Annotated in this window: 25 protein-coding genes; 4 read left to right on the top strand and 21 right to left on the bottom strand. The window is 68.8% G+C overall.

Annotation, left to right across the window (positions count from 1 at the left end):
* Nucleotides 1–171 precede the first annotated feature (171 nt).
* From MJ797_RS01290 to MJ797_RS01315, 7 genes are all read right to left on the bottom strand, one after another.
* Nucleotides 172–939 (bottom strand): metallophosphoesterase, encoded by a 768-nt coding sequence (locus tag MJ797_RS01290; protein ID WP_305039660.1) that lies wholly within the window; start codon nt 937–939, stop codon nt 172–174.
* A gap of 135 nt (nt 940–1,074) precedes the next feature.
* Entirely contained in the window at nt 1,075–2,202 is a 1,128-nt protein-coding gene (locus MJ797_RS01295; RefSeq protein ID WP_305039661.1) for a glycosyltransferase family 4 protein, read from the bottom strand.
* 98 nt (nt 2,203–2,300) lie between these two features.
* Complete coding sequence (locus MJ797_RS01300) at nt 2,301–3,164, bottom strand: hypothetical protein (RefSeq protein WP_239330720.1); 864 nt, start codon at nt 3,162–3,164, stop codon at nt 2,301–2,303.
* 109 nt (nt 3,165–3,273) lie between these two features.
* The gene (locus tag MJ797_RS01305; RefSeq protein ID WP_239330723.1) at nt 3,274–3,531 is read right to left on the bottom strand and encodes a hypothetical protein; all 258 of its coding nucleotides are present in this window, start codon (nt 3,529–3,531) and stop codon (nt 3,274–3,276) included.
* 177 nt (nt 3,532–3,708) lie between these two features.
* The gene (locus tag MJ797_RS01310; RefSeq protein WP_239330725.1) at nt 3,709–5,028 is read right to left on the bottom strand and encodes an NYN domain-containing protein; all 1,320 of its coding nucleotides are present in this window, start codon (nt 5,026–5,028) and stop codon (nt 3,709–3,711) included.
* Complete coding sequence (locus tag MJ797_RS27330; protein WP_374581139.1) at nt 5,025–5,261, bottom strand: hypothetical protein; 237 nt, start codon at nt 5,259–5,261, stop codon at nt 5,025–5,027. The genes MJ797_RS01310 and MJ797_RS27330 overlap by 4 nt, the downstream gene beginning before the upstream one ends.
* Nucleotides 5,262–5,642: 381 nt before the next feature.
* Nucleotides 5,643–6,038 carry an HIT family protein gene (locus tag MJ797_RS01315; RefSeq protein ID WP_239330727.1) on the bottom strand — a complete coding sequence of 132 codons (396 nt, stop codon included), beginning with the start codon at nt 6,036–6,038 and terminating at the stop codon, nt 5,643–5,645.
* 189 nt (nt 6,039–6,227) lie between these two features.
* On the opposite strand from MJ797_RS01315, the gene MJ797_RS01320 reads away from it, so the two are divergent.
* The gene (locus MJ797_RS01320) at nt 6,228–7,991 is read left to right on the top strand and encodes a DEDD exonuclease domain-containing protein (RefSeq protein WP_239330729.1); all 1,764 of its coding nucleotides are present in this window, start codon (nt 6,228–6,230) and stop codon (nt 7,989–7,991) included.
* Between the two features lie 67 nt (nt 7,992–8,058).
* Here the strand turns inward: MJ797_RS01320 and MJ797_RS01325 are convergent, their stop codons facing one another.
* From MJ797_RS01325 to MJ797_RS01350, 6 genes are all read right to left on the bottom strand, one after another.
* Nucleotides 8,059–8,937 (bottom strand): ABC transporter permease, encoded by an 879-nt coding sequence (locus MJ797_RS01325; protein ID WP_239330731.1) that lies wholly within the window; start codon nt 8,935–8,937, stop codon nt 8,059–8,061.
* The gene (locus tag MJ797_RS01330) at nt 8,897–9,757 is read right to left on the bottom strand and encodes an ABC transporter ATP-binding protein (RefSeq protein ID WP_239330745.1); all 861 of its coding nucleotides are present in this window, start codon (nt 9,755–9,757) and stop codon (nt 8,897–8,899) included. Before MJ797_RS01330 ends, MJ797_RS01325 begins: the two co-directional genes overlap by 41 nt.
* Nucleotides 9,758–10,020: 263 nt before the next feature.
* The gene (locus tag MJ797_RS01335) at nt 10,021–11,631 is read right to left on the bottom strand and encodes a cytochrome bc complex cytochrome b subunit (RefSeq protein WP_239330748.1); all 1,611 of its coding nucleotides are present in this window, start codon (nt 11,629–11,631) and stop codon (nt 10,021–10,023) included.
* Nucleotides 11,628–12,773: a ubiquinol-cytochrome c reductase iron-sulfur subunit gene (locus MJ797_RS01340; protein WP_239330766.1), complete on the bottom strand. Its 1,146-nt coding sequence runs from the start codon at nt 12,771–12,773 to the stop codon at nt 11,628–11,630. The genes MJ797_RS01335 and MJ797_RS01340 overlap by 4 nt, the downstream gene beginning before the upstream one ends.
* Entirely contained in the window at nt 12,770–13,573 is an 804-nt protein-coding gene (locus MJ797_RS01345; RefSeq protein ID WP_239330769.1) for a c-type cytochrome, read from the bottom strand. The genes MJ797_RS01340 and MJ797_RS01345 overlap by 4 nt, the downstream gene beginning before the upstream one ends.
* A gap of 5 nt (nt 13,574–13,578) precedes the next feature.
* Nucleotides 13,579–14,217, bottom strand: coding sequence for a heme-copper oxidase subunit III (locus MJ797_RS01350; protein ID WP_374581143.1), 639 nt, complete (start codon nt 14,215–14,217; stop codon nt 13,579–13,581).
* Between the two features lie 105 nt (nt 14,218–14,322).
* Here MJ797_RS01350 and MJ797_RS01355 point away from each other — a divergent pair, with 105 nt between their 5' ends.
* Entirely contained in the window at nt 14,323–15,402 is a 1,080-nt protein-coding gene (locus tag MJ797_RS01355; RefSeq protein ID WP_239330772.1) for a cytochrome c oxidase assembly protein, read from the top strand.
* Nucleotides 15,403–15,455: 53 nt separating this feature from the next.
* On the opposite strand, the gene MJ797_RS01360 is transcribed toward MJ797_RS01355, so the two are convergent.
* From MJ797_RS01360 to MJ797_RS01370, 3 genes are all read right to left on the bottom strand, one after another.
* The gene (locus MJ797_RS01360) at nt 15,456–16,052 is read right to left on the bottom strand and encodes a DUF3501 family protein (protein WP_239330775.1); all 597 of its coding nucleotides are present in this window, start codon (nt 16,050–16,052) and stop codon (nt 15,456–15,458) included.
* A gap of 118 nt (nt 16,053–16,170) precedes the next feature.
* Nucleotides 16,171–16,617, bottom strand: coding sequence for a rubrerythrin family protein (locus MJ797_RS01365; protein ID WP_239308035.1), 447 nt, complete (start codon nt 16,615–16,617; stop codon nt 16,171–16,173).
* A gap of 100 nt (nt 16,618–16,717) precedes the next feature.
* The gene (locus MJ797_RS01370; protein WP_239330778.1) at nt 16,718–17,125 is read right to left on the bottom strand and encodes a Fur family transcriptional regulator; all 408 of its coding nucleotides are present in this window, start codon (nt 17,123–17,125) and stop codon (nt 16,718–16,720) included.
* Nucleotides 17,126–17,523: 398 nt separating this feature from the next.
* Between MJ797_RS01370 and MJ797_RS01375 the strand changes: the two genes are divergently transcribed.
* Nucleotides 17,524–17,961: a hypothetical protein gene (locus MJ797_RS01375; protein ID WP_239330781.1), complete on the top strand. Its 438-nt coding sequence runs from the start codon at nt 17,524–17,526 to the stop codon at nt 17,959–17,961.
* 34 nt (nt 17,962–17,995) lie between these two features.
* Nucleotides 17,996–19,156: an anthranilate phosphoribosyltransferase gene (gene trpD, locus MJ797_RS01380; RefSeq protein ID WP_374581147.1), complete on the top strand. Its 1,161-nt coding sequence runs from the start codon at nt 17,996–17,998 to the stop codon at nt 19,154–19,156.
* Nucleotides 19,157–19,270: 114 nt separating this feature from the next.
* On the opposite strand, the gene MJ797_RS01385 is transcribed toward trpD, so the two are convergent.
* The 5 genes from MJ797_RS01385 to MJ797_RS01405 form a co-directional block, all read right to left on the bottom strand.
* Nucleotides 19,271–19,672 (bottom strand): cytochrome c oxidase subunit 4, encoded by a 402-nt coding sequence (locus MJ797_RS01385; protein WP_239330784.1) that lies wholly within the window; start codon nt 19,670–19,672, stop codon nt 19,271–19,273.
* 35 nt (nt 19,673–19,707) lie between these two features.
* A complete protein-coding gene (gene ctaD, locus MJ797_RS01390) occupies nt 19,708–21,384 on the bottom strand; it encodes a cytochrome c oxidase subunit I (RefSeq protein WP_239308031.1) in 1,677 nt (558 codons plus the stop codon).
* Nucleotides 21,381–22,334: a cytochrome c oxidase subunit II gene (gene coxB / locus MJ797_RS01395; protein WP_239330787.1), complete on the bottom strand. Its 954-nt coding sequence runs from the start codon at nt 22,332–22,334 to the stop codon at nt 21,381–21,383. The genes ctaD and coxB overlap by 4 nt, the downstream gene beginning before the upstream one ends.
* 921 nt (nt 22,335–23,255) lie before the next feature.
* Entirely contained in the window at nt 23,256–23,549 is a 294-nt protein-coding gene (locus tag MJ797_RS01400) for a DUF4193 domain-containing protein (protein ID WP_239308028.1), read from the bottom strand.
* A gap of 219 nt (nt 23,550–23,768) precedes the next feature.
* Nucleotides 23,769–24,299, bottom strand: a complete 531-nt coding sequence (locus MJ797_RS01405) for a DUF3145 domain-containing protein (RefSeq protein WP_239379881.1) — start codon at nt 24,297–24,299, stop codon at nt 23,769–23,771.
* Nucleotides 24,300–24,492: the final 193 nt, after the last annotated feature.

Consider the following 24,492-nt stretch of genomic DNA (forward strand, 5'->3'; position numbering starts at 1 on the left):
CATACCGGTTGCCTGACATACCGGCTCTCCAGGTTCTCCAGGCCTCCCGGAACCCGGGAACCCCGACGCGAGAAGATTCATGATCAAGAGGTCTTCCACCCACTGGAAGCCAGGATAATCATCGTGACCGGTCGTCGAGGCTACCGGATGGCCCGCAGGTTCGTCCGACACCTACCACTCCAGCACGAACGGCGTCCCTCGAGCGTTGAAATGTCCGACGTTCACGCACCGCGTTCGTCCGATCTCAAGAACCTCACGATAGGGCTGATGAACATGCCCAAAAAGCACATACCTGGGCTGAATTTCGTGAATAGCCTCCAGTACCGCCACACTGCCTCGCTCGTAACGCCGAGCAACCGTGTCGTACACGAGTTCGGGCAGGTGCGGCGGAACGTGACAGCACAGTACATCCACCACCCCGACGGCGGCGACCTTCGCGGCATAGATGTCATCGTCGATCTCGCAGGGAGTACGCATCGGAGTGCGCAGCCCCCCGCCCACGAAACCGAAACGCAGCCCGCCGATCTCAGCCACCTCACCATCCAGGAGCGTGACCCCGTCGCGCAGGTAGTCCTGGTAAAGATGCGGAAGATCCACATTGCCGTAGGTCAGGAAGGTCGGCGCCGGAAAAGCGGCGAACACCTGTTCGTACTGCTTGCGGATTGCCGCTTCAATGATCTCCTGACGGCTGTCGCCCAGCGTCGCCCACAGACCGCGCGACCATTCGCGTGCCTCGTCAAAACGCTGCTCGGTCCTCAGCTTGATCATTCTTCCGACCGCCACCGGGCCGAACAGATCACCCATGATCCCCCGGCTGTGATCGCGGTAGTCCACGTAGAGGATGAGGTCGCCCAGGCAGACGAAGGCGTCCGCGTCCCTTCCCGCCGCGGCAAGCGCGTCGGCACGCCCATGGACGTCACTGACCACGTGTACCCTCATGCGCGGTAAGTCTAGGGACCGCGGGCTTCACAATCATGATGCTGATCACAGGCCCGCTGACCCGCCGCCATGACTCGCTGACCGCGAGCATGTGCCCGCTCACGAACTCGGACTCCCCGGACCACGACGAGGCCGCTACCCCGGGGAGGTAAGCAGGTCATGCAACCTGGCCGCGAGGATGTCCCAGCGCCACGACACCTCGGCCCAGGCGCGGCCGGCCGCACCCATCGCCCGCGCGCGCTCAGGATCGGCCAGCAGCCCACCGACAGCGTCGGTGACCCGTGCCAGGTCACCGCCATCGACCACGATGCCGGTCCGGCGGTCGAGCACCGCGTCCGGCGCTCCGCCGCTGCGCCCGGCCACCACCGGCAACCCCGTGGCGGACGCTTCCAGGTAGACGATGCCGAGCCCCTCGACCTCCAGCCCCGCCAACCGCGTCCGACACGGCATGGCGAACACGTCCCCGGCGGCGTAGTGGGCCGGCAGTTCCGCCCAGGGCACGGGACCGGTCATCACCACGTGCTTGTCGACCTCGGCATCCCGGGCGAGACGCGCCAGCGCCGCTCGGTGTGCTCCCCCGCCGACCAGCAGAAGCGCGGCTCCGGGGACCCTGCGGCGCCAGGCCGGCAGGGCTTTGATCAACATGTCCTGCCCCTTGCGCCGAACCAGCCGGCTCACGCACACGACAACCGGACGATCGGTCAGGCCGTGGCGCTTGCGGATGTCGTCGCGGCCCGCCTCCGGCCGGAAGAGCTCCGTGTCGACACCGCTGGGCAACCTGGCCAGGGCCGGATGGCGGCCAAAGGCCGACGCGAGGCGCACCTTGGTGTAGTCGGTGAGATAGGTCACAGCGTCGACCGACCGCCCGATCCTGCGCAGCACCTGACGGGGGCCTGGCAACGCCGCCCAGCCCACCTCATGGCCGTGCGTGCTCGCGATGATCCTGCGCACCCCCAGATCACGGCGCAGCCCCGTCGCGAGCAGGCCCAGCGGCGCGGCGGCCCCGAACCACACCGCATCGCAGGCGTGTGACCGGGCGACTTCCCGGGCGCGGCGAAGCACATCCGGGGTAGGCAGCATCAGCGAAGTCGGATGGCGCACCACCGGGAACGGCGCGGCCGCGTCGAAAGCGGCCGCCCCCTTCCAGGCGGGCGCGTACACGGTTACCGCTCCGCCGGGAAGACGGCTGGCAAAATTATGTATATAGGCTTGAATCCCACCCGGACGGGGCGGAAAGTCGTTGGTCACAACAAGCACCCGCATCAGGCCATACTCCCCTGTTCACTCCCCTGTTCCATCAACACCGCGGCGGCCGGCTCGGGCCCGGGCGTCCACGCCGCTCAGCGCCGGTCAGCGCCGGCTCACGCGGGCGGCCGCCGGTCCGTCCCGGTCGGGAGCTGAACACGCAGGTACGACCTCCACCGGGCGACGAAACCGGCCTCCGTGGTGCCCAGGAACCGCTGGAAAGCCCCGGCCAGCCGAGTATTCGGGCCGCCTTCGCCCGACCCCACCTGTCGGTAAAAACCGATGAGCCCGTCCGTGCCGACCGTGTCCGCGATCAACTTGCAGGCGAGCCACGCCTCCTGGTAACTACGGGGAACCGTCCCATCCGTGGCTGTGAACGCCGCATCATCTGGCAGCGCGTCAGGCAGCCAGCCAGCCTGGACCTCGGCCGCCAGTTCCGGGGCCGCTCTGATCACGCTCAGGGCCACGCCGGCATGACCCACGGTTTCGGCAAGACCCTCCACCAGCCAGGTGGGGGTACCGGGGCCGGTCACATCCGCACTCGCCAGATGGGTCAGCTCATGGCGCAGTACCACCTGGCGGCCCTCGGGGGTGAGCCGTTCATAGACATCGGGATTGATGACCACCCGGGCGGCATCGCTGCCCGGCGCTCCAGCCCCACCCGCCCATGGGATCACCGCGACCGCAGCCTCGCCGTCCGCGCTCGCGCGACCCACCTGTGCGCGAAACCCCGCGCTGTCCGCGGGAAGGTCGATCCCGACATGGGCGGACCATGCCCCGTCCCAGACACCACGCACGTAGCGCAGCGCGTCACCGGCTTCCCGCCGAACCCGGGTAAGCCGTGCGGGTGACACGCCGTAACCCGTGACGGTGAGTTGGTCGGTGGGGCGATGGGCCGCATCGGCCTGGCCCGAAGGAACGACGGCGACCAGCGACGCCCCGACGCCGGCCGCGACAGGCAGGAGCACGAGCGCAACCACGATCACAATCGATGACAATCGCCGCGGCCATCGTCTCGGCTGTCGCCGCGGACCGCGCAACGATGGCCGGCCCCTCGATGACGAGCGCCATCGGCCAGTGCCGCGGGGCTCAGCCGGCTCGGCGCGCACGTCCGTGTGAGTCCTGCGCGGGCGAGAGGCGTGCCGGCCCGGCAGGGGGCGGCGCGAGCGGCACGGGACGCGGCCACGGGGTCATCCGCGGCAGCAGCCCGGCGTCGGCCAGTAGCGCCAACGCCCGCAGCTCGGTCTCCTCCCAGCCGGCCGCGGGTTCAGGCCCGAGCAGGACGTGCAGCGCACAGTCGCCGCAGGCGTCCCCGCGAACCGCGCAGGTGCCACAGTCGATCAACATCGTCTCCGCCCCTCCGGCCGGTACCGGCCGCCTACGTCAAGATTCGCCAGCACCCGCGGCAACACAGGCAACGGGTAGCATCGAGACACAACGTAGCCACGGGGTCCGACAAATTTTCACAACCGTCCCGACCGTGCTGGGGCCCGGCCGCCCTGTCAGCGCCCAGGCCCCGGCGGCTCAGGATCGGTCAAGGCGAGTCAGCAGCGCGGCGGACGGGACCGGCCGGGCACCCGACATCCGGCTCGTTTCCGCCACCTCCCGATCGGAGGTGACCACAGCCACCGGGCGGCCCGCAGGCTCAGCCCGCACCAACCGGATGATCTCCTCGTCGGCAAGCTGACCGGACCGGCTGAACACCACCCGCACCCCGCGGGGTGCGGCCACCCCGACCGGCCGCGCGATCACCGCGGTCGCGTCGAAGACCACCGTGATCTCGCTCTCGGGCGCGCGGCCGACCAGCGCGCCGAGCCCGGACAGCAGCCGGGCGCGCTGCGCCTGCAAGGTCAACGAGCCATAACCACGCTTGGTCACGTTGTAACCGTCGATAATGAGGTGAACTCCGGGAACCGCCAGGACCTCGTCGACAACCCCGGGATCGTCCTCAGCCAGGCCGCGCACGCCCACCCCGCAGAACGGATCGAACAGTGCCGTGCCATCGCTCTCGCGGCCGGCGACATCCGCGGGCCGCCGTACGGCGGTCGGCAGCGAGAGCTCCTTGCGGAAACCGTTCGCGGCGGCCATCAGGGTGTCCAGCAGAACGCGCAGGCGCACGTCCTCCACGGACCTGGCTTCCCGGCTGCCTCGCCGTGCCACCGCCAGCGCCGCCTCGAGCTCGGCGACCCGCTGTCGCAACCGGCGGGTCTCGGTCTCGGCCTCCCGGGTCGCGGCGACCGCGTCGTCGCGACTGCGCTCAGCCGCCTGGATGGCCTCCTGGGCGTCCAGCTCGACCCGACGCGACCGGTCAGCGGATGATCTCAGCCGCCGACGACCATCCTCAACCTCGGTCCGGGCCGCCGCCAGCCGGTCACGCAGCTGATCGCTCTCAGCCCTGGAACTGCGCTTCAACGCCTCGAGCTGCTCATTGAGACGTGCGGCGGCATCAGCGGCCTGCGCCGCGCGGGCCGAAGCCGCCGTCTCGGCCAGTTCCTGAGCGGCGGCCTCGACCATCCGCTCCCAGCCGGGCAGGCGCAGGACGTAGGCGACGGCCGCGATCTCCTCGGGTGGGGCCGCTTCGGGCGGTCCCTCGGCTGAGGAAAGTGCCGCGACGAGATCGGGCAGGGCGAGCCGGACCCGCTCGGCCACCCGCCCGCGGAAAACCGCGTCGTTCGCGATCGCGGCGGCCAACGGAGTGGCCCCGAGCCGAGCGCGTCGCGACGGGATGAAGCGCCGGACCGCGATGAGCGCGGCCGGCACGTCCTGCTCCGGAATGTCCGCGAGAGTGTCGGCGGCAAACGTGACGACCTGCGCCCGGACGTTGGGCGGGAGTGGCTCGCTCACCCGGACGCCGGCCGAGGCTCACACACCACGCTGTCCACCGCGCCGCACCAGCGACACCAGACATGTTCGATCTTCTCGTCCACGATGTCCCGTTCCTCCACGCGCGGGGCACCAGCAAGATCGACATGGACATAATCCCGTGACCGTAGCGTTCTGGCCACATCGAAACGGGTTAGATTACCACATATCCCGCACCGCCAGCGGGTATGCGGTCCGGGCAGGTCGACGGGCACGGCGCGGACTCCGGGGCGCGATGGGAACAACGATGACGCATCAGCGTATAGGGAGCAGGCAGGCCCTTCCGGATCGCCAGCGTTCCGCGCCGGCTCGTCCCAGCGGTGACAAACCGGGAGACGCGGCATCGCGGGGCTGGGGCACGCGCCTCCTGCCGGGCGCGCCAAGCCCAGTTGATCATTTTACGCGGCCGGGCTCGGCCGTCAGCTGACTACGGCGTGTTTCAGAAGTCGTCGTTCGATCAGGAAGCCGCGCCCAGGTGGTTCCTGGCAAGGCCGCAGGCCACACCGATACCGGATGAGTTGTATCGGTGTGGCCGAGAACGCGGCCAGGGGCCGCCTGGGCGCGGTGAGCCGGACAGATGGCTTGTGAAACACGCCCTAGATCAACGCTGCCCGGATACGGTCGGCCGCGTCATCCAGCGCGGCCGGGTCGGGATTGTGATCAGCTCTGGCAAAGGAGAGCTCGGCCTCAGAATCGATCGCGACGATATGCACGTGGACGTGCGGCACTTCCAGACCGGCCAGCAGCGCGGCCACCTTCCGGGGACGAAACGCCTTGTCCACAGCCCGTCCCACCCGCGCGGCTCCGCTCCACAGCTCCCGCAGCACGTCCGACGGAAGATCAATCCAGTGATCGACCTCCAGCCGCGGGACCACCAGGGTGTGCCCCGGCGTGATAGGAGCAATCGTCAAAAACGCCACGCAGTGGCCGTCCTCATAGACGATCCGCCCGGGCAGCTCACGATTGATGATCCGGGTGAAGACGCTGACCATACCTGGACACTATCGGTAGGAGGGTCATCGGCACGAGGTGCCGCCCGGGCGCTCCGGCCGGCCGGCCCCGCCGCCGAGGATGACGAGAAAGCCACCTGCTGGAAGAGGGCCGTCCGCGGCGAAACCCGGCTACGGCACAAAACATGTCCGCGGCAGAACTGTCCGAGGCGGCCGATAGCCTGCGCGGACATGAGCCTGTTCTCACAGGCGCCTGGCGGCGGCCACCAGACCCCGCCGGTGCGCCCCTCGACGCAACCGTCGCGACCCACGGCCCGGTCCCAACCGCGACAGGCCAGTTTCGAGGAGCTGGGCCGGCCTCTGCGGGAGGTCACCTTTGTTGTGGTGGACCTCGAGACCACCGGTACCCGCAGCGCCGACAGTGAGATCACCGAACTCGGCGCGGTCAAGGTACGCGGTGGGCAGATCCTCGCGGAGATGGCGACTCTCGTGCGGCCGGCCGCGCCGATACCGCCGTTCATCTCGGTTCTGACCGGGATCACCGACGCGATGGTCGCCACCGCGCCGCCCATCGGCGCCGTGCTGCCGACTTTTCTGGAGTTCGCCCGCGGTAGCGTCCTGGTCGCCCACAACGCCCCGTTCGATCTGGGCTTCCTGCGCCAGGCGTGCGTACGCGGCGGTTACCCGGTTCCCGAGTGGGAGTATCTGGACACCCTCCGGATCGCCCGGCAGGCCCTGACCAGGGATGAATGCCCGGACCACACGCTGGCCTCACTGGCCCGGCTCTTCCGCGCGGACGCCGAGCCGTCTCACCGGGCGCTCGCGGACGCACGGGCGACTGTCGCCGTCCTGCACGGCCTGTTCGAGCGGCTCGGCAGCCTCGACGTGACCACGCTGGAGGACGTCCACGGTTTCACCCGTAAGGTCTCCCCGGCGCGGCGGCGGAAACGGCACCTGGCGGACGGGCTGCCGACCGGGCCCGGGGTCTATGTGTTCCGCGATCGCGACGGCCGGGCGCTGTACGTCGGGACATCGCGGTCGGTGCGCGCACGCGTCCGCTCCTACTTCACCGCGAGTGAGCCACGGGCACGGATGACCGAGATGGTGGCGACGGCCGAGCGGGTGGACGCGATCGCGTGCGCGCATGCGCTGGAGGCCGAGGTCCGCGAGCTGCGACTGATCGCCGAATACAAGCCTCCGTACAACCGCCGGTCCCGGCATCCGGAGCGGGCGGTCTACCTGCGGATCACCGACGAGCCGTTCCCGCGGCTGGCACGGGTGCGGGCGGTCCGCGATGACGGGATCTACCTCGGCCCGTTCGCGGGGACCGCCGGGGCCGAGCTCGCCGCGACCGCGATCCACGCGGCGATTCCACTGCGGCAGTGCACCGCCCGCCTGTCGCCGCGGCGTCCGGTGCCGGCCTGCGCACTCGCGGACCTGGGACGTTGCGGAGCCCCTTGCGACGGCCGGGAAAACCCGCAGGAGTACGCCCGGCATGTGGAAGCGGCCCGCCGGGCCATCACCACCGACCCGTCTGTGGTCGTTGCCGCCGCGCGGGAACGCATCGACAGCCTCGCCGCCGAAGAACGTTTCGAGGACGCGGCCGTCCAGCGGGACCGGTTGCTCGCGTTTCTGCACGGCGCGCGGCGGCTGCAACGCCTGTCAGCGCTGACCGGCGTGGCCGAGATGGCGGCGGCCGCGCCCAGCGGCGACGGTGGCTGGGACATCGCGGTGATCCGTCACGGCAGGCTGGTCGCGGCTGCCCGCACCCCGCCGCGAGCGCATCCGCGGCCCTGGGTCGCCGCGGCCCAGGCCAGCGCCGAGACCGTGCGCCCGGGGCCAGGGCCCACGCCGTGCGCCAGCGCGGAGGAGACGGAACGGATCCAGCGCTGGCTGTCCGCTCCCGGTGTCCGCCTTGCCGTCCTGGACGGCGAATGGGCCTCGCCGGCGAACGGAGCCGCCCGGGAGATGTTCCGGTTGGGACAGGGGCTGTGACAGCCGAAGCCAGGGACCGGCTGGACGCGGCTCGCCTGGGCGAGCGTGATGCGGAACAGGCTCATGATCATCTAGCCAGACGGCCGAGCAGCGTGCTGGCCACGATGATCGTCAGGACCGCGGAGCCCGTGAGAACGGCGAAATCCAGCACGAGGTGGCCGTGGGTACCGATGAGCAGGCCGCGCAACGCGTCGACCAGATAACTCAGCGGGTTGAGATAGCTGACCACGCGGACCCAGCTCGGCATGATGGACACCGGGTACAGGGCGTTGCTCGCGAAGAACATCGGCATCATGATTGCCTGGCCGATTCCCATCAGCCGGTCCCGGGAGAGCACCAGCCCAGCGATCACGATGGACAGGCAGGAGAAGAAGGCCGCGCCAAGGAGCACCGCGGCCGCGGCGCCGACCAGTTTCAGCGGGTTGGCGGTGAGCCCGACACCGAGCAGAGCCGCCAGTAACAGGACGACGGCCACCTGTATCAGCGCCCGCACCCCGGCCGCAAACGCCTTGCCCGCGACCAGCGCTGTTCGTGGTGTCGGGGTGACCATGAGCTTGGCCAGGACGCCCGCGTCCCGGTCCCAGATGATCTGGATGCCGTAGAAGATCGAGATGAACAGCGCCGACTGGGCGAGAATCCCCGGTGCCAGATAGTCCAGGTAGGGCACGGATCCGGTCGGAATGGCGTGGATACGGCTGAAAGTCACGCCGAAAACAAGCAGCCACAGCGCGGGCTGGACCGCCCGGGTGTAGAGCTCGACCCGGTCGTGGCGCAGCTTCTGCAGCTCAACCAGGGAAAGGGTCGCGAAGCGGCGGAACAACAGCCGCGCCGCGCCGAACGGCCCGTCACGATCTCCGCCAAAAGTGATCCCCACCGAGGACAGGGGGCTCGGTGGATCGGCACGCTCAACCGGCCCGGCTGGCGACACGGCGGATCTGCTGGACATCACGGAAATCACCTCCCCCGCCACCCTCAAGCGCATCACCAGTGTGGTGGCGGAACACGTCCTCAAGGCTCGTCCGCGCTCCGATGGCCGCCTTGAGCTCGTCCGGGACACCCGTGACGCGTACCCGGCCGGTGTGCATGAGCGCGACCCGGTCACACAGGGCGTCCGCTTCCTCCATATAGTGTGTGGTGAGCAGGACGGCTATCGCCTGCTCAGCACGCAGCCGGTGGACGTGCGCCCACACGCTGTCGCGGGCGATCGGGTCCAGCCCCACCGTCGGCTCGTCGAGGATCAACAGGCGTGGCGCGTTGACCAGCGCCTGGGCCAGCTCCAGCCGGCGCACCATCCCGCCGGAATAGGTACGCGCCAACCGGTCCGCGACATCGGTCAGCCCCATCGCGGCCAGGGCCTCGTTGACCCGCGCCCGCCGCTGCCGCCGTGGTACGTCGAACAGCCCCGCGAACAGTGCCACGTTCTCCCGCCCGGTCAGGCCCGAATCCGCCGAGAGCATCTGCGGCACGTAGCCGATGAGGCGGCGCGCGTGGATCGGGTGGCGTACCGCGTCCATCCCGAACACGCGCACCGACCCGGCCGCCGGCCGCAGCAGCGTGACAACGGCACGGATCGCCGTGGTCTTACCGGCCCCGTTCGGCCCGAGCAGGCCGAGTATCTCCCCTGCCGCAAGGTCGAGGTCAACCGCGTCAACCGCTGTGTGCCCGCCGAACCGGTAGGTCAGGCCTCGGACCGCCAGGGCCGGCGGGGCCGGCGGGTCGCCCGAGGACGCGCTGGACGGGGCACGTACGGACTGCTCGATGGACATCCAGCCTCCATATCTTTTCCTTCCTACAACTAACTATCTGCCTTTCTCGTTCTCCCGTCACCCGGATCAGGCGCCTGGCCTCGGCCAACACCCGACCCGCGCCGCCGAGGAGAGCCACCGAAACGAAAACCGGGGGTCGTTACGTCCTGGTATCGGACGCAACGACCCCCGGTCCGGGATCGAGCACTGCTCGGTGTCTACCGCGCCTGACAACCCGCTCCGCGGGCGGCCCGGTATCGTTCTTGATCCAAAAGCTGTCCCACTCAGTGCCTGCCGGCGGGCTGATCAGGAGATTCACCGGTGGACTCGCGCGGCGGAGCCTCCCGCGCGTCCTCCTCCTCGACGAAGAACCCGGTCACCGCCTTGCCCGCGCGCCGGACAAGACCGCCCTTGGCATCCCCGGCGGGCAACGCCACCCGGTCGGTCGGCACCCGGCGGTGGTCGGGCACCGGGGGCAGCTTCGGACGATGTTTCTCCACGAACTCCCCGTCGGGAAGCTGGTGGATGATCCCGGTCTCGATACCGTGCTCGGCGATCTCCCGATCACGAGCCTGTAGGTGGAGACACAGCCTCTTCGTCACCGTGAAGGCGATCGGCGGGACGACGATGCAGCCGATCCGACCGGCCCAGGTCATGGCGTTCAGCGAGATGTCGAACGTCTTCGCGATGACGTCGTTACCACCAGAGATCCACAACACCAGGTAGAAGCTGATGGCCATGGCGCCGAAGCCGGTGCGGGCCGGGGTGTCACGCGGCCGCTGGAGCAGGTTGTGCGGCCTGGAGTCGCCGGTGAACTTCGCCTCCAGGAAGGGGTACACCGCGAGCAGCGTGAACAGGATCCCCGGCAGCACAACGGTCGGCCAGAACACCGCTGGGACGGTGTGCCCGAGCCCACGGAACTCCCACGGCGGGAACAATCGGGTAGATCCGTCAAGGAAGCCGATGTACCAGTCGGGCTGTGAGGCGGAACTCACGTTGCCCGGGTCGTAGGGGCCGAAGCTCCAGATCGGGTTGATCTGCGCCAGCCCGCCGAGCAGGGCGAGCATCGCGAACACGAGCATGAAGAACCCGGTGGACTTCACCGCGAACACAGGGAAGACGCGGTGGCCGATGACGTTGTGCTCGGTCTTGCCCGGCCCGGGGAAGTCGGTGTGCTTCTGGTGCCACAGGATGCCCAGGTGGGCGCCGATCAGCGCCAGCAGGATCCCCGGCACCAGCAGAATATGGATCACATACAGCCGGGGGATGAAGCTGTCACCCGGCCACTCACCGTTGAAGACCAGGAACGACGTCCAGGTGCCGATGACGGGGATCGACTGGGCGATCGACGCGGCGATGCGCAGCCCGGTGCCCGACAGCAGGTCGTCCGGCAGCGAGTAGCCGGCGAAGCCCTCGAGGATGCCCAGGACGAGCAGCCCCACGCCGATCAGCCAGTTGACCTCACGAGGCTTGCGGAAGGCACCGGTGAAGAACACCCGCATCAGGTGCACCACGATCGAGGCCACGAACAGCAGCGCCGCCCAGTGGTGGATCTGGCGGAAGACCAGCCCCGCTCGGGTGTCGAAGCTGATGTCGAGGGTCGAGGCGTAGGCCCGGCTCATCTCGACGCCGCGCAGCGGGATGTACGAGCCGTTGTAGGGAATCTCGACGTTGCTCGGGTCGAAGAACAACGTCAGGTAGATACCGGTCAGGACCAGGATGACGAAGCTGTAGAGGGCGATTTCCCCGATCATGAAAGACCAGTGGTCGGGGAACACCTTGTTGAGGTTGCGGCGCAGCGCGGCCTGGGACCCGAAACGCTCGTCGACAGCCCGGTTGAGCTTGCGGACCGGGCCCGGCCGCTTGACCAGGGAGGGTGGCGGGGCTGTGGTCATGGACGCTCCCAGAAGGCGGGACCGACGGGCTCGGTGTAGTCGCCGTCTCGCGCGATGAAGTACCCGTCGTCATCAATACCGATCGCCAGCTGTGGCAGGGACCGGCTGGCCGGACCGAAGATCGCTCGACATCCGTCCAGGACGTTGAACACGGACTGGTGGCAGGGGCAGAGCAGGTGATGGGTCTGCGCCTCGTAGAGGCTGACCGGGCAGCCCGCATGAGTGCAGATCTTGGAATAGGCGACGTGGCCGTCGTAGGCCCAGTTCTCTCGTCCGGGCCGCGGCCGGTTCTCACCCGGGGCGAGCCGGATGAGGATGGTGACGCTGTCGGCCTTCTCATGCAGGCTCAGCTGGGGCTCGAACCGGACGCTGCCGTCGGCCTCGGTGACCGGGACCGCTGGGAAGACGGTCTCGATACCGCCGATAGCGATGTCACCGACCCTGACCGGGTTGCCTTCCCCGTTCACCAGCCGGGCGCCCTTCACCCAGTGGCTGCGCTTGAGCTGCGCACCCGGCTTACGGTTGGTGAGGTTCAGCAACGGCACCACCAGCAGAGCGCCGAGCACCGTGCCCGCGCCCAACATGGTGCGGCGGAGCAACGGCCGGCGGGCAAGACCGGTGTCGGCGAACCCGAGGGCGACCGTCTCCTCGGTGACGGCGATCTCAGCATCCGAGGACGCGAAGGGATGACGCTCCTGGACGGCCTCCTCATCCGGCATGAGGCGCTTCGCCCAGAGGATGACCCCGAACCCGATGCCACCCATGGCGAGGCTCAGGGCGGTGCCCATGCACGGGGTGTAGTACTCGGCATGCTTGTCACCGACGAAGTTGGTGACCACGAAGCCGATCGTCCCGACGATGGAGACCATGAACCAGAACGCCACCAGCCGCTCGGCCCGGCGCTCGGCCCGGCGGTCGATCTCCTCGGCATGGGCCGGGGGGACGGCCGCGCTCCGCTCGCCCGGCTCGGCCAGCAGGACCGTTGAGCCCTCCCGGGTCGAATCGGTCTGGTGCGGCGGGGTACCGAGACGCTCGGGGCCGTCGTCGTGGCCCTGACGCGGTTCGGGCTTGGCACGGTCGAAGATGCTCCCGCTCTCGGCGGGAACGTCCGGCCCGGGCGTCCCGTCTTCCTGCTTGCTCATACCTTCTGCCTCGCTCCGATCCACATGCACACCGCGAGCAGGCCACCGATCCCGGCCAGCCAGGCCAGCAGCCCCTCCGGAACCGGGCCGTACTTGCCCAGCGTGCTACCACCGGCGCTCGGCGCCTCAGTGACGAAGCGCACGTACTTCGCGATCGCCACGGCGTTGGCGTCGTCGATCTGCCCAGGACCGAACACGGGCATCGACTCGGGGCCGGTCCGCATGGCCTCGATGATCTGTGACGGGGTGGCCTTGCTCAGGTCGGGCGCGTACTTGCCGTATGTCAGCGGCGCGCCGGCACCCACAGCCTGGTGGCACTGCGCGCAGTTGGCCCGGTAGAGCTCCCCGCCCTGGGCCAGATCCGCGTCATCGAGTGCGTTCCTGGTGACGACTGCCTGCTTGGGGCCGCCACCAAGGCTGTCGACGTAGGCGGCCAGCTGATCGATCTGGGTCTGGCTGTAAACGGGGTCCTTGCGCTTGGCCTGCGCGCCCGGCGCGGCAAGCGGCATCCGACCGGTACTCACCTGGAAGTCCACCGCGGCGGCGCCGACCCCGATGAGGCTCGGAGCCTGACCACTGCCCTGAGCGTTCAAACCGTGGCAGCTTGAACAGCCCTGAAGGTAGAGTGCCCGCCCCTGCCGTACGGCCTCGTTCGCATCCGGGGTGCTCTGGGCCGTGCCGCGCGGCGCGAACGCGGTCCAGAGCACCCCGGTGGCCGCGAGCGCCAGCAGAAGGACGACGGCCGAGGAACGCCGACGTCGGCGTGTGGATGCGCGGGCAGCGCCCAAAGATGCAGTCATGTCGCTCACTGGAGGAGGTAGATGGTCGCGTACAGGCCGATCCAGACGACGTCGACGAAGTGCCAGTAGTACGACGTCACGATCGCCGAGGTCGCCTTCTCGGGGGTGAAGCTGCCGTAGGTCGACCGGGCCAGGACGATCACGAAGGCCACCAGCCCACCGATCACATGCAGCCCGTGAAAGCCGGTCGTGAGGTAGTAGACGGACCCGTAGGCATGCGACGAGATCGAGAACTCGTTCTCGTGGAAGTACTCCCACGCCTGGCCACCGACGAACACGGCACCCATGACCAGCGTGATGACGTACCAACGACGCAGGCCGTACACATCGCCTCGTTCCGCGGCGAAGACGCCCAGCTGGCAGGTCAGGCTCGACAGCACCAAGATCGTCGTGAAGACGAGCGCGTAGCCGACGTGCAGGTGCACCGGGCCGATCTCGGACCCCGCGGGATCGCCGGTGACCGGCGGCCAGTTGTCGCTGTTGACCGAGCGGATCGTGTAGTACATCGCGAACAGGGCCGCGAAGAACATCAGCTCCGACGACAGCCACACGATCGTTCCCACGGAAACCATCGACGGCCGGTTGGCCGTGGGGTGCGGCGGCGGAGCCTTCTCAAGGACGGGGGCGGAGGCCACGTCGGTCATTCTGGCACGCGTTCCGCCAAGCGCCACCGTAGGTTCGACATTCGGTAGGACTACGAGCCGTCGAGGGCTCGAGCGAGCCCCGGCCCAAGCGAGGTGACGGAAGTCGTGACCAGTCCCGGCACGCTTGCCCCAGCAGCTGCGCAAGACCTGTTCGCAGCCTCCGGACAGGGACAACTGCCGCCCCCACCAACTGTCGGGCGGATGCTCCTGCACGTTTCACCCGAGCCCGGCCCGCTGCTCCTGATCGCCACGATGGCCGGGCTGTACCTGCTCGGCGTGCGCAGGCTCACAGATCGCGGCGACGCCTGGAGCCCGTGGCGGACGGTGTCCTGGCTCGCCGGCCTGGTTGTCGTCGGGTACGCGCTCGTCGGCGGGATCGCCGCCTACGACACCGCGTTGTTCAGCGCACACGCCGTCCAGCACCTGCTGCTGGGCACGGTCGCACCGATACCGCTCGCACTCGGGGCGCCGGTCACGCTCGCGCTGCGCGCGCTGCCGCGACGTTCCCGCAGCCTGCTGGTGAGGCTGTTGCACAGCCGGGTGGCCCGGGTGATGACCTTCCCGCTGGTCGGCTTCACCGTGTTCATCGTCAGTCTATACGGATTGTACTTCACCAGTCTCTATGAGTCATCATTGCGGCACCCGCCGCTGCATCTCCTCCTGCACATCCACTTTCTGCTGGTCGGCTGCCTGTTCTACTGGCCGGTCATCGGGCTTGACCCCATCCCCGGCCGCCTGCCCTACTGGGGGCGCCTGCTCCTGCTGTTCGTGACGTTCCCGCTGCACGCGCTGTGGGCGCTGGCGATGTTCACGACCGATGACGTCTTCGCCGAAGGCTGGTACGCCTCGCTGGGGCGAACCTGGGGGTCCAGCCTGTTGGGCGACCAGCAGACCGGTGCGGGGCTCATGTGGGCCGCGGGCGAGCTGGTGGGCGCGGTGGTGTTCGTCGCCCTGTTCATCCAGTGGTCACGAGCCGATGGCCGGGAAGCCACCCGGGAGGACCGCCGGCTCGACCGGCTCGACCGGCTGGCGGTCTCCCCCGCCGCGGTGCCCACCACCGGTCCGGACAAGGACCTGGACGCACCGCGGGCCCCGGAGCCGGAGGCCGAGCTGCTCGCTCGGGAAGCGGCCTACAACGCCTGGCTGGCTCGGCTCGCGGCCCGGGACAGCACCCGCGGCCGGTGACAGCACCCGCGGCCGGAACGCCCCGGGCCCGCCCGTCACCGGACCCGCCGCGCTCAGCCACGCAGCGCGAGATCCGCGATCAAACTCTTCCGGGCCGCGCCCGTGACCGGGGTCGCCTCGTTGTACGCGGGGTGATCGACCACCAGCTCGACCAGCACGGCCGGATCGCGGAAGGCGTCACGAGCGGAGTCGCTCAGGGGAAACCGCAGCATGTGCACGGAGACAGTCGCGGTGGGAACACCCGGGGCCTCGTCCGGGCCCGGGATCTCCTCGGCCGGCACCGGGAGCCCGCCGATCTCCAGGTGGATGCTGCGCTGGATCCCGGCCAGCCGCGCCAGCTCCGAACGGACGGTCTCCGCGACGTCAAGCTCGATAAACAGGGTGGTGGTCAGAACATGGCTGGCGGGAAGCAGCCGAGAATAGATCTCGATCTCATGCGCGACGTCCGCGAGGCTGCGCAGGCGCTCGGTATAGACCATCTCCTGCACCTGATAACGCAGGGTTTCCTCATTCTCGAACTCGAAGAGAAGCATGTCCCCGACCCGGATGCGGCGTTCCGCTCGGACCGGAAGGATCCGGGCGCGGGCGTCCTGGCGCCGGGCGGAGTAGACCTCGGGGTCAGTGACTATGTCAGCGACAGTGAGTGCCATCGTTGGAACTCCCACACGTCTGATGGGGACGATCTGATGGGGACGGCCACGGTTCGCCCGGCCGCCGGCGGCGCACGATGACCGCGCCGCCGTTGGCCGGGCGGCTGTTATGGAAAGATCAGGCTTCCTGCTCGGCCTTTTCGTCGGCGACGACCGCGTCGAGCGCCTTCTTGAAACGTCCGGCATGGGTCTTCTCAGCCCGCGCGAGCGTGGCGAACCAGTCCGCGATCTCCTCGAAGCCCTCGTCCCGCGCGGTCTTGGCGAAGCCCGGGTACATCGCGGTGAACTCGTAGGTCTCCCCCGCCACGGCGCTGGCGAGATTCGCCGTGGTCTTGCCCAGCGGTTCCCCGGTCGCGGGGTCTCCCACCGCGGCCAGGAAATCCAGGTGACCGAAGGCGTGCCCGGTCTCGCCCTCCGCGGTGTCGCGGAAGAGCGAGGCCGCGTCGGTCAGGCCCTCGATGTCGGCTCGGCGGGCGAAGTACAGGTAACGGCGGTTCGCCTGGCTCTCGCCCGCGAACGCCTCCTTGAGGTTCTCGTGTGTCTTCGTACCGTCAAGCTGCGGCATGTGGATCTCCTTTGTCGATCGTGGTCCGCCCCGGCGCCGGAGCGACGGCCGGGGATACTGATTCTCGATCCAGGCAGCAGGCCCCTGGATATCGGAGCCCCTATCTCGGACCGCTGGTCTGACAGGCCGGGCACAGGCCACGGAATTGCAGGTCGTAACCTGTGATCGCGAATCCGGTACGCCGCGACAGCGCGTTCACCAGCTCCGCCGGAACAGGAAGATCTATATCCACGGCCCGGCCACAGCGGTCGCAGACCGCGTGGTCGTGACGCGCGACATTCGCGTCGTACCGGGCCGCGACACCATTACCGAGGCTGAGTTCCAGGGCGTAGCCGGCCCTGACCAGCAGCCCCAGCGCCCGGTAAACGGTCGCGGCGCCGATGCCCGGCGCGACCGCCCGGACACGAGCGTAGACCTCCGCCGCCGTCGGATGGTCATGGGCGGTCCGGAGCACCTCCAGCACCGCGCGGCGCTGAGGCGTGAGGCGAAGATCCTGCTGACCAGCCATGACACATCCGATGTTGGTGACCGTGTGTATCCATACGCCACACATCCCGACACAGCGCGTGGATACGCAGCGTATGGATGTCGATTCAGGTACATCAATGCTCGTCCATACTATGAGAACGAGTCTCACTATCTCTCGGCCAGGCTCCCATCGCAACTGGCGAAACGCTCCCCGGCGCGCCGATGTCAGCCGATGCCAGCCGCGGGACACGAGTGGCGGTGTCCCGGCCGGACCGGGCGGGGCCACCACCCGCAGACGTCATCGGATAGCCTGCCGGCGGGTTCCCAGTTGTCCGGTTGCCGCTCAGGTCGCGCGTGCGTGCGCGGCGGGTGGATCAGCCACCGGGCGCCGGGCCGCGCCCAGCCAGCACACCACCTGACTGAAAGGCTCGCGGTCACATGAGTACGGTTCTCGTGTACGCGGACAGGCCCGACATCCGCGAGCGGGTGAGACTCGCCATCGGCCCACTGCCCGACCCCGAGCTCGGGCCACTCGAGTTCCTGGACGTGGCCGACGGCCCCGCCCTCATCGATGCCGTCGACCACCGGGATGCCGACATCTGTGTGCTGGACGCGGAAGCGACGCCGACCGGCGGCATGGGGCTCTCCCGACAGATCAAAAACGAAATCCCGAACTGCCCGCCCACCGTCCTGCTGGTGGCCCGGCGGGACGACCGCTGGCTTGGCAGCTGGTCACAGGCGGACGCGGTGGTCACCCATCCGGTGGACCCCGCCGAACTCGCCGAGGTCGTGGTCGCCCTGCTGCGCGCCCGACGCTCGCTCGCTCCGCGGTCGGGCTCCTCGCCCGCGGCTGGTACGCCGGTCGCGAGCGCCTGAGCCCGGCCGTGACCGTGACCGTGACCGTGACCGGATGCTGCGGGCCCACCGACAGACGGGCGAGATGGTGACGGGCGCACCGGTTCCACCGGCTGCGGGCGCGGACCTGGAGCCCGGCGCGGCGCGCCCGGCCGCGCGGGGCTGGCCCGGTCTTCTTGGCATGCTGTTGCGGGACGAGGCCCTGGGTGCCGCGGACACCGCGTGGGCGATGACCCAGATCATGTCCGGTAACGCCTCCCCCGCTCAGATCGCCGGTTTCGCGGTCGCGCTGCGGGCCAAGGGTGAGACCCCCGAGGAGGTCCGCGGGCTGCTCCGGGCGATGCTCGACTTCGCGACGCCGCTGGAGGTCCCCGACGACGTCCGCGAACGCGCCGTGGACACCTGCGGTACCGGGGGCGACCAGTCGCATTCGGTGAACGTGTCGACCATGGCCGCCCTCGTCATCGCGGGGTCCGGCATACCTGTGATCAAGCATGGGAACCGGGCCGCGTCATCCGCCTGCGGATCGGCCGATCTGCTGACCGAACTCGGCGTTGTCATCGATCTGTCGCCTGCCGGTGTCAGCGCCTGCCTCGCCAAGGCCGGCGCCACGTTCTGCTTCGCGCCGGTCTTCCACCCGGCCATGCGACACACCGCCGGGACCAGGCGCGAACTCGGCGTGCCCACGGTTTTCAATATCCTTGGGCCGCTGAGCAACCCGGGCCGCCCCGCGGCCCAGGCCGTCGGCGTCGCCGATGCGCGGCTCGCGCCGGTCGTCGCCGGGGTTCTCGCCGCGCGCGGGACGCGAGGGCTGGTGTTCCGCGGTGACGACGGCCTCGACGAGCTCACGCCCGCCACCACCTCGACTGTGTGGGTCGTCGCGGGCGGCGAGGTGCGCATGGAGACCTTCGATCCCCGGGACATCGGTATCCGCCCCGGCGACCCGGCGGAACTGCGGGGAGCCGACGCCGCTCACAACGCCGAGGTGACCCGGAAGCTACTGGCGGGACGTCCTGGGCCGGTGCGGGACGCTGTCCTGCTGGCCGCCGCGGCCGCGCTGGTCGCCGCGGTCGGGCCGACGACCACCACGCCCGTGGCCGAACAGCTGCGACGCCAGTTCAGCCGCGCCGCATGGTCGCTGGACTCCGGCGCGGCCGAAGCCGCTCTGCGGCGGTGGATCCAGACGAGCCAGGCCATTGCTCCGGCGGCGGTCTGAAGCGGCGGTCCGAGGCGTCCGCCACGCCGGTGCCGCTGCCGCCGGCTGTGCCGCACGGTCGAGGCCTCGTGGTGCCCCGGCGCGCACACCGCCGGGGCACCACGAGCCGACCGCTCAGTCCTCCGGGACCGGTGGGTGCCAGAAGTTCTCAAACAGCAGGCACACGACGAACATCAACGTCATGAGCACCCCGATGAGAGCCAGCCAGACCCCGAAGATGACGCCGAGAATCACCAGGCTGGCGCTGGCCGCAATGAAGAACGGATAGTAGCTGCCCGGGGTGAAGTGACCGAGCTCGCCGGCACCGTCCGCGACCTCGGCATCGAGAAGATCCTGCGGCCGGGCCCCGATACGCCGGGCGGTGAACAGCAGGTACCCGCCAACGAGCAGGCCGAGGCCGCCGCACAGCGCGAGCGCGACCGTACCGGTCGGGTCCTGCGAGGTGAACCAGTAAACGATGTCGACCACCGTGCAGAAGACGGTGAACACGAGGAAGACGACGCCCTCGATCTTCATGGCTGCTGCTCCGCTCCAGCTTCTTCCGGGCCCGGCTACCTGATCTCGGGTGTGGCGTGATAGTCGATTTTCCCGGCCGCCTGCGGATAGTGCAGGTCAAAGGCGGGCCGTTCCGACCGGATGCGTGGCAGCGAGCGGAAGTTGTGCCGTGGCGGCGGGCAGGATGTCGCCCATTCCAGGGAGTTTCCATAGCCCCAGGGGTCGTCCACGACGGCCAGCTCGCCCTTTTTGTAGGAACGCCAGACGTTGTACATGAACGGCAGGGTCGACGTGGCCAGCAGGAAGGCACCGGCCGTGGAAATCGTGTTGTACGTGGTGAATCCGTCGGTCGGCGAGTAGTCGGCCACCCGTCGCGGCATGCCCTTGACACCCAGCCAGTGCTGGATCATGAATGTCAGGTGGAAGCCGAAGAACAGCGTCCAGAAATGGACCTTCCCGAGCTTCTCGTCGAGCATGCGCCCGGTCACCTTCGGGAACCAGAAGTAGATCCCGGCATACGCGGCGAAGACCACCGAGCCGAACACCACGTAGTGGAAGTGGGCGACCACGAAGTAGCTGTCACTGACGTGGAAGTCGATCGGCGGGCTGGCCAGCAGGACACCCGTCAGACCACCGAACAGGAAGGTCACGAGAAAGCCCAGGGCGAAGAGCATGGGCGTCTCGAAGCTGACCTGGCCCCGCCACATGGTGCCGATCCAGTTGAAGTACTTCATGCCGGTCGGCACCGCGATCAGGAAGGACAGGAACGCGAAGAAGGGCAGCAGGACCGCGCCGGTGACGAACATGTGGTGCGCCCACACCGCTACCGACAATGCCCCGATCCCGATCGTGGCGAAGACGAGGCCCTTGTACCCGAACAGCGGCTTCCGGGAGAAGACCGGCAGTACCTCACTGATGATCCCGAAGAACGGCAGGGCGATGATGTAGACCTCGGGATGGCCGAAGAACCAGAACAGATGCTGCCACAGGATGGCGCCACCGTTGGCCGCGTCAAACACGTGGGCGCCCAGGCGCCGGTCGGCTTCCAGCGCCAGCAGCGCACCGGCGAGCACCGGGAAGGCGACCAGAACCAGGATCGACGTGACGAGGAAGTTCCAGCAGAAGATCGGTAGCCGGAACATGGTCATGCCCGGGGCGCGCAGGCAGAGGATCGTCGTAATCATGTTGACGGCGCCGAGGATGGTGCCCAGACCCGACACCGCCAGGCCCATGATCCACATATCGGCACCGGCGCCCGGCGAGTAGACCGCGTTGTTGAGCGGCGCATAGGCGAACCAGCCGAAGTCCGCCGCACCGTTCGGGGTCAGGAAGCCGGCGATGACGGTGAGGCTCCCGAAGAAGAAGAACCAGAACGACAGGGCGTTGAGCCGCGGGAACGCCACGTCCGGCGAGCCGATCTGCAACGGGATCAGGAAGTTCGCGAACGCGAACGCCATAGGTGTGGCGAACATCAGCAGCATCAGCGTGCCGTGCATGGTGAACAGCTGGTTGAACTGCTCGTTCGACAGGAACTGCAGGCCGGGCCTGGCCAGCTCCGCCCGCATCATCTCGGCCATGATCCCGGCGAAGAGGAAGAACGCGAACGCCGTCACGCCGTACATCACGGCGATGTCCTTGTGCGACGTCGTGCGCAGATAACCGAGCAGGTTGGTACGCGGCTTGGCGTGCAGGTCCTCGACGTGGCCGGCTGGCGGCTCGTGCACCAGTGTCACTGTCCGCTCCCGGGAGTGGTAGTTCCGGCGGATGTCAGCGTGGTCGCCCCAGGTGTGACCGGCCCGGCCGCCGCCAGCGCGGCCGGCCGGGTCCGCTCGGCGATGAAGCGGTCGTACTCGTCACCCGGGACGACCTTCACGTAGAAGTTCATCTGATCATGATCAACCCCGCACAGTTCCGCGCAACGACCGATGAAGGTCCCGGTCTTGGTGATCGTGAGCTGGAACTGGTTGATCCGGCCGGGGACGACGTCCCGCTTGAACAGGAACTCGGGCACCCAGAAGGAGTGGATGACATCCGGGGAGGTCTCCACGAAACGAATCGTGCGGCCCTGCGGGAGCACCAGCACCGCGGGTTCGCCGGGCCTGCCGGTGACCTCCACCGGGATCGTGCCGTTCTGGCCCGTGTCGAGGTAGCGGAACTGCCAGTTCCACCGGAAACCGATCACATTGACGGTGACGTCCGGGTTGGGCGGAAGTTTGTCGATCTGGATCTCATCACGGGCGGTGTAATAGAACAGCCCGGCGACGATGACCAGCGGCACGACCGTGTAAAGGATCTCGACCGGGAGGTTGTACCGCACCTGTTGGGGCAGCTCGTCCGACTTCCTGCGGAACATGATGATCGCATAGAAGATCAAAGCCCAGGTGAACGCACCCACGGCAAGCGCCGCGATCACAGAGCCCCGCCACAGGTTCAGGATGCGCGGCGTAAGGTCCGTCACCCCATTCGGAAACCCGAAGTTGGGTACGTCACAGGCAGTTGCCAGCAGTGCCAAAAATGCAAAGCCGGTCACTAGTCGTAGCGCCCGCCACGGGGAACCGGATCGGACAGAGCGCCGGCCAGCGCTCCTCGCGCGGTTCGTGCTCCCCGCCGAAGGAACGTCGCGGGCAGTCGCCACCTCGACATCGGCGGGCAACGGCCGAGTTCGGCCGAAGGATCGGGTCACCAGGTCCTGCCTCCCACGAATGCGCCGATCCGACCGAACCAAGCGGTCGGCGCAAGGCTCTTCGACAAGCTGTAGATGCTGCCGCAGGAGCGTATCCCAGCCGCCCGTCCCGTATCGCGTCAGAGCCCCACGAGCCCGGTCCCACAATCTCACCGGCGCCCCGCGGGAGGCGGTGCGCAGCGCGCCCGGCGCGGCCCCGGCCCAACCGCGCCCAGGCCCATCGCATTGCCCAGGCATCCCGGCCCGCCCGAGCCCGCCTGGTGCGTTCGCGCTCGTCGTTCCCGTCAGCGCGTTACGTGATCGCCGCCGCAAGCCGGGGTTCCGGCCGGATGGGCGAAGCCGATCTGGGAGGTCCGTCGGGGTATGCCGGATGCCCGGCGGATGCCCGGCGGATGCGTCGCGAGGCGCCGCCCAGACGCCGCGAGCCGGCCAGTCCTGTTGCCGGAGCCGCTAAAAACTCCGGCCGTCGGCGACGCGACAGAACCACGATCGCATCGCCTTTGGCCCGCCAGGCGAACCCGCTCCGTACCGGCCGGCTGTCGGATAGATCACTATCGGCTGACACGCCGGCGGATACATCCGGCGCTATTGATGATCTACCAGCCCCGCCTTACGGGCCGCCGCAAGCCGGGGTTCCGGCCGGATGGGCGAAGCCGATCTGGGAGGCCCGTCAGGGTATGCCGGATGCCCGGCGGATGCGTCGCAAGGCGCCGCCCGGACGCCGCGAGCCGGCCAGTCCTGTCCTCGGAGCCGCTTAGAGTGCCCGAGGACAGAGCGTTCGGTCAGTGAGCGGCTCATCCGTGCCCGGTCCGGCAAGGCGGCGGAGGGAGTCACCCTGGTGTTGGGGGTGGCGACTGACGACAACGCGGCGAGGTGCGTGCCCCAGCCCCGCGACGCCGCGTCCCCTATTGCCGGGCGCTCTTATGCCGCGCAGTCGGCACAGATCATGCGCCGGCTGTCGGCGAGCTGGCTGCGGTGGTGGACCAGGAAGCAGCTCTTGCAGGTGAACTCGTCCGCCTGGCGGGGCAGGACGCGGACCGTCAGTTCCTCGCCGGACAAATCCGCGCCGGGTAGATCAAGTTCGGCCTCGAACGGGTCGACATCGTCTCCGAGGTCGGCCGCCGCATCCGCCCGCCGCGCCTTGAGCGCCTCCAGACTCTGCTCGGAAACCTCCTCGGCATCGGTGGTGCGGGGGGTGTCGTAATCGGTGGCCACTGAAATTCTCCCGTGAATTGAGTACGTCTCGTGCGCAACCCACAACGCACGACCGGTGGGGTATGTGCCCGTTAGGACGATCCCCATCGAGTGTGGCCTTCGCCACATCAACTTCGATGATCATAAACGAAAGCCCATCCAGCCGGAACCCAGCCCGTGCGTCTCGTCGCCGCCGGGCGGGCCGAGGCCGCACGCTGGGACCGGACGGGAACCGCCGGGTCAGCCCGTCCGGCGCAACCAGGTCACCGGAGCTCCGTGGGCTGCCTGCCGGAACGGCTCCAAGGCCTCGTCCCATGCCGTGCCCAGCAGGCGCTGCAGCCCTCTGGCGAGGGTCTCCCGCCCTTCTCCCCGCTCGATGAGGGCACGCAGCGCGGCTTCCCCAACGACGATGTCCCCGTTCGCGGCGATCGACGCGCGGTGCAGACCGAGCTCGGGCGTATGGGAGTAGCGCTCCGAATCGCAGCCCGGCGACGGGCCCTCGACCACGTCGAAGGAGACATGACCGAGGCGACGCAGCTGGCCCGCGAGACGCCCGGCCGTGCCGCACGGAGCCTGCCACTCCAGGCCCGCGTAGAGCGAGCCCGGAGACCGTGGCTGTTCGCTCCAGGTCAGCGACACCGGCGAGGACAGCACGGCGGACACGGCGAACTCCAGGTGCGGACACAGCGGCGGCGGGCAGGCCAGAACCGCCAACATGCCGGGAACCTTGAAGGACGCCGGACCTGACACAAGATCTCGTGCTGATGACATTGCAACCACGCAAGACCTCCGTCGACGAGTTACGCCTTCCCCTGCGACCTCGCCTCACGATCGTCCGCGCCGTGCGGTACCGATGGTGCCATGGGCTGTCGCCGCGTCCATACCCGCCCCCTGGCAGACAATCCATGTTCATCCGGGCGATATCCGGATGATTCGTGACGGCCGCCGGCCGGTCCAGTGACCG

Source organism: Protofrankia sp. CiP3 (assembly GCF_917627345.1).
GTDB lineage: Bacteria > Actinomycetota > Actinomycetes > Frankiales > Frankiaceae > Protofrankia.

Excerpts from the sequence above, each read along its gene's own strand:
- MJ797_RS01375 (WP_239330781.1), top strand. The coding sequence starts at position 17,524 with ATGAGTACGGTTCTCGTGTACGCGGACAGGCCCGACATCCGCGAGCGG.
- MJ797_RS01350 (WP_374581143.1), bottom strand. The coding sequence starts at position 14,217 with ATGACCGACGTGGCCTCCGCCCCCGTCCTTGAGAAGGCTCCGCCGCCG.
- MJ797_RS01335 (WP_239330748.1), bottom strand. The coding sequence starts at position 11,631 with ATGACCACAGCCCCGCCACCCTCCCTGGTCAAGCGGCCGGGCCCGGTC.
- MJ797_RS01345 (WP_239330769.1), bottom strand. The coding sequence starts at position 13,573 with ATGACTGCATCTTTGGGCGCTGCCCGCGCATCCACACGCCGACGTCGG.
- MJ797_RS01405 (WP_239379881.1), bottom strand. The coding sequence starts at position 24,299 with ATGTCATCAGCACGAGATCTTGTGTCAGGTCCGGCGTCCTTCAAGGTT.
- MJ797_RS01290 (WP_305039660.1), bottom strand. The coding sequence starts at position 939 with ATGAGGGTACACGTGGTCAGTGACGTCCATGGGCGTGCCGACGCGCTT.
- MJ797_RS01370 (WP_239330778.1), bottom strand. The coding sequence starts at position 17,125 with ATGGCTGGTCAGCAGGATCTTCGCCTCACGCCTCAGCGCCGCGCGGTG.
- MJ797_RS01360 (WP_239330775.1), bottom strand. The coding sequence starts at position 16,052 with ATGGCACTCACTGTCGCTGACATAGTCACTGACCCCGAGGTCTACTCC.
- MJ797_RS01385 (WP_239330784.1), bottom strand. The coding sequence starts at position 19,672 with ATGAAGATCGAGGGCGTCGTCTTCCTCGTGTTCACCGTCTTCTGCACG.
- MJ797_RS01340 (WP_239330766.1), bottom strand. The coding sequence starts at position 12,773 with ATGAGCAAGCAGGAAGACGGGACGCCCGGGCCGGACGTTCCCGCCGAG.
- MJ797_RS01315 (WP_239330727.1), bottom strand. The coding sequence starts at position 6,038 with ATGGTCAGCGTCTTCACCCGGATCATCAATCGTGAGCTGCCCGGGCGG.
- trpD (WP_374581147.1), top strand. The coding sequence starts at position 17,996 with ATGCTGCGGGCCCACCGACAGACGGGCGAGATGGTGACGGGCGCACCG.
- MJ797_RS01320 (WP_239330729.1), top strand. The coding sequence starts at position 6,228 with ATGAGCCTGTTCTCACAGGCGCCTGGCGGCGGCCACCAGACCCCGCCG.
- MJ797_RS01325 (WP_239330731.1), bottom strand. The coding sequence starts at position 8,937 with ATGTCCAGCAGATCCGCCGTGTCGCCAGCCGGGCCGGTTGAGCGTGCC.
- MJ797_RS01330 (WP_239330745.1), bottom strand. The coding sequence starts at position 9,757 with ATGTCCATCGAGCAGTCCGTACGTGCCCCGTCCAGCGCGTCCTCGGGC.
- MJ797_RS01365 (WP_239308035.1), bottom strand. The coding sequence starts at position 16,617 with ATGCCGCAGCTTGACGGTACGAAGACACACGAGAACCTCAAGGAGGCG.
- MJ797_RS01295 (WP_305039661.1), bottom strand. The coding sequence starts at position 2,202 with ATGCGGGTGCTTGTTGTGACCAACGACTTTCCGCCCCGTCCGGGTGGG.
- MJ797_RS01305 (WP_239330723.1), bottom strand. The coding sequence starts at position 3,531 with ATGTTGATCGACTGTGGCACCTGCGCGGTTCGCGGGGACGCCTGCGGC.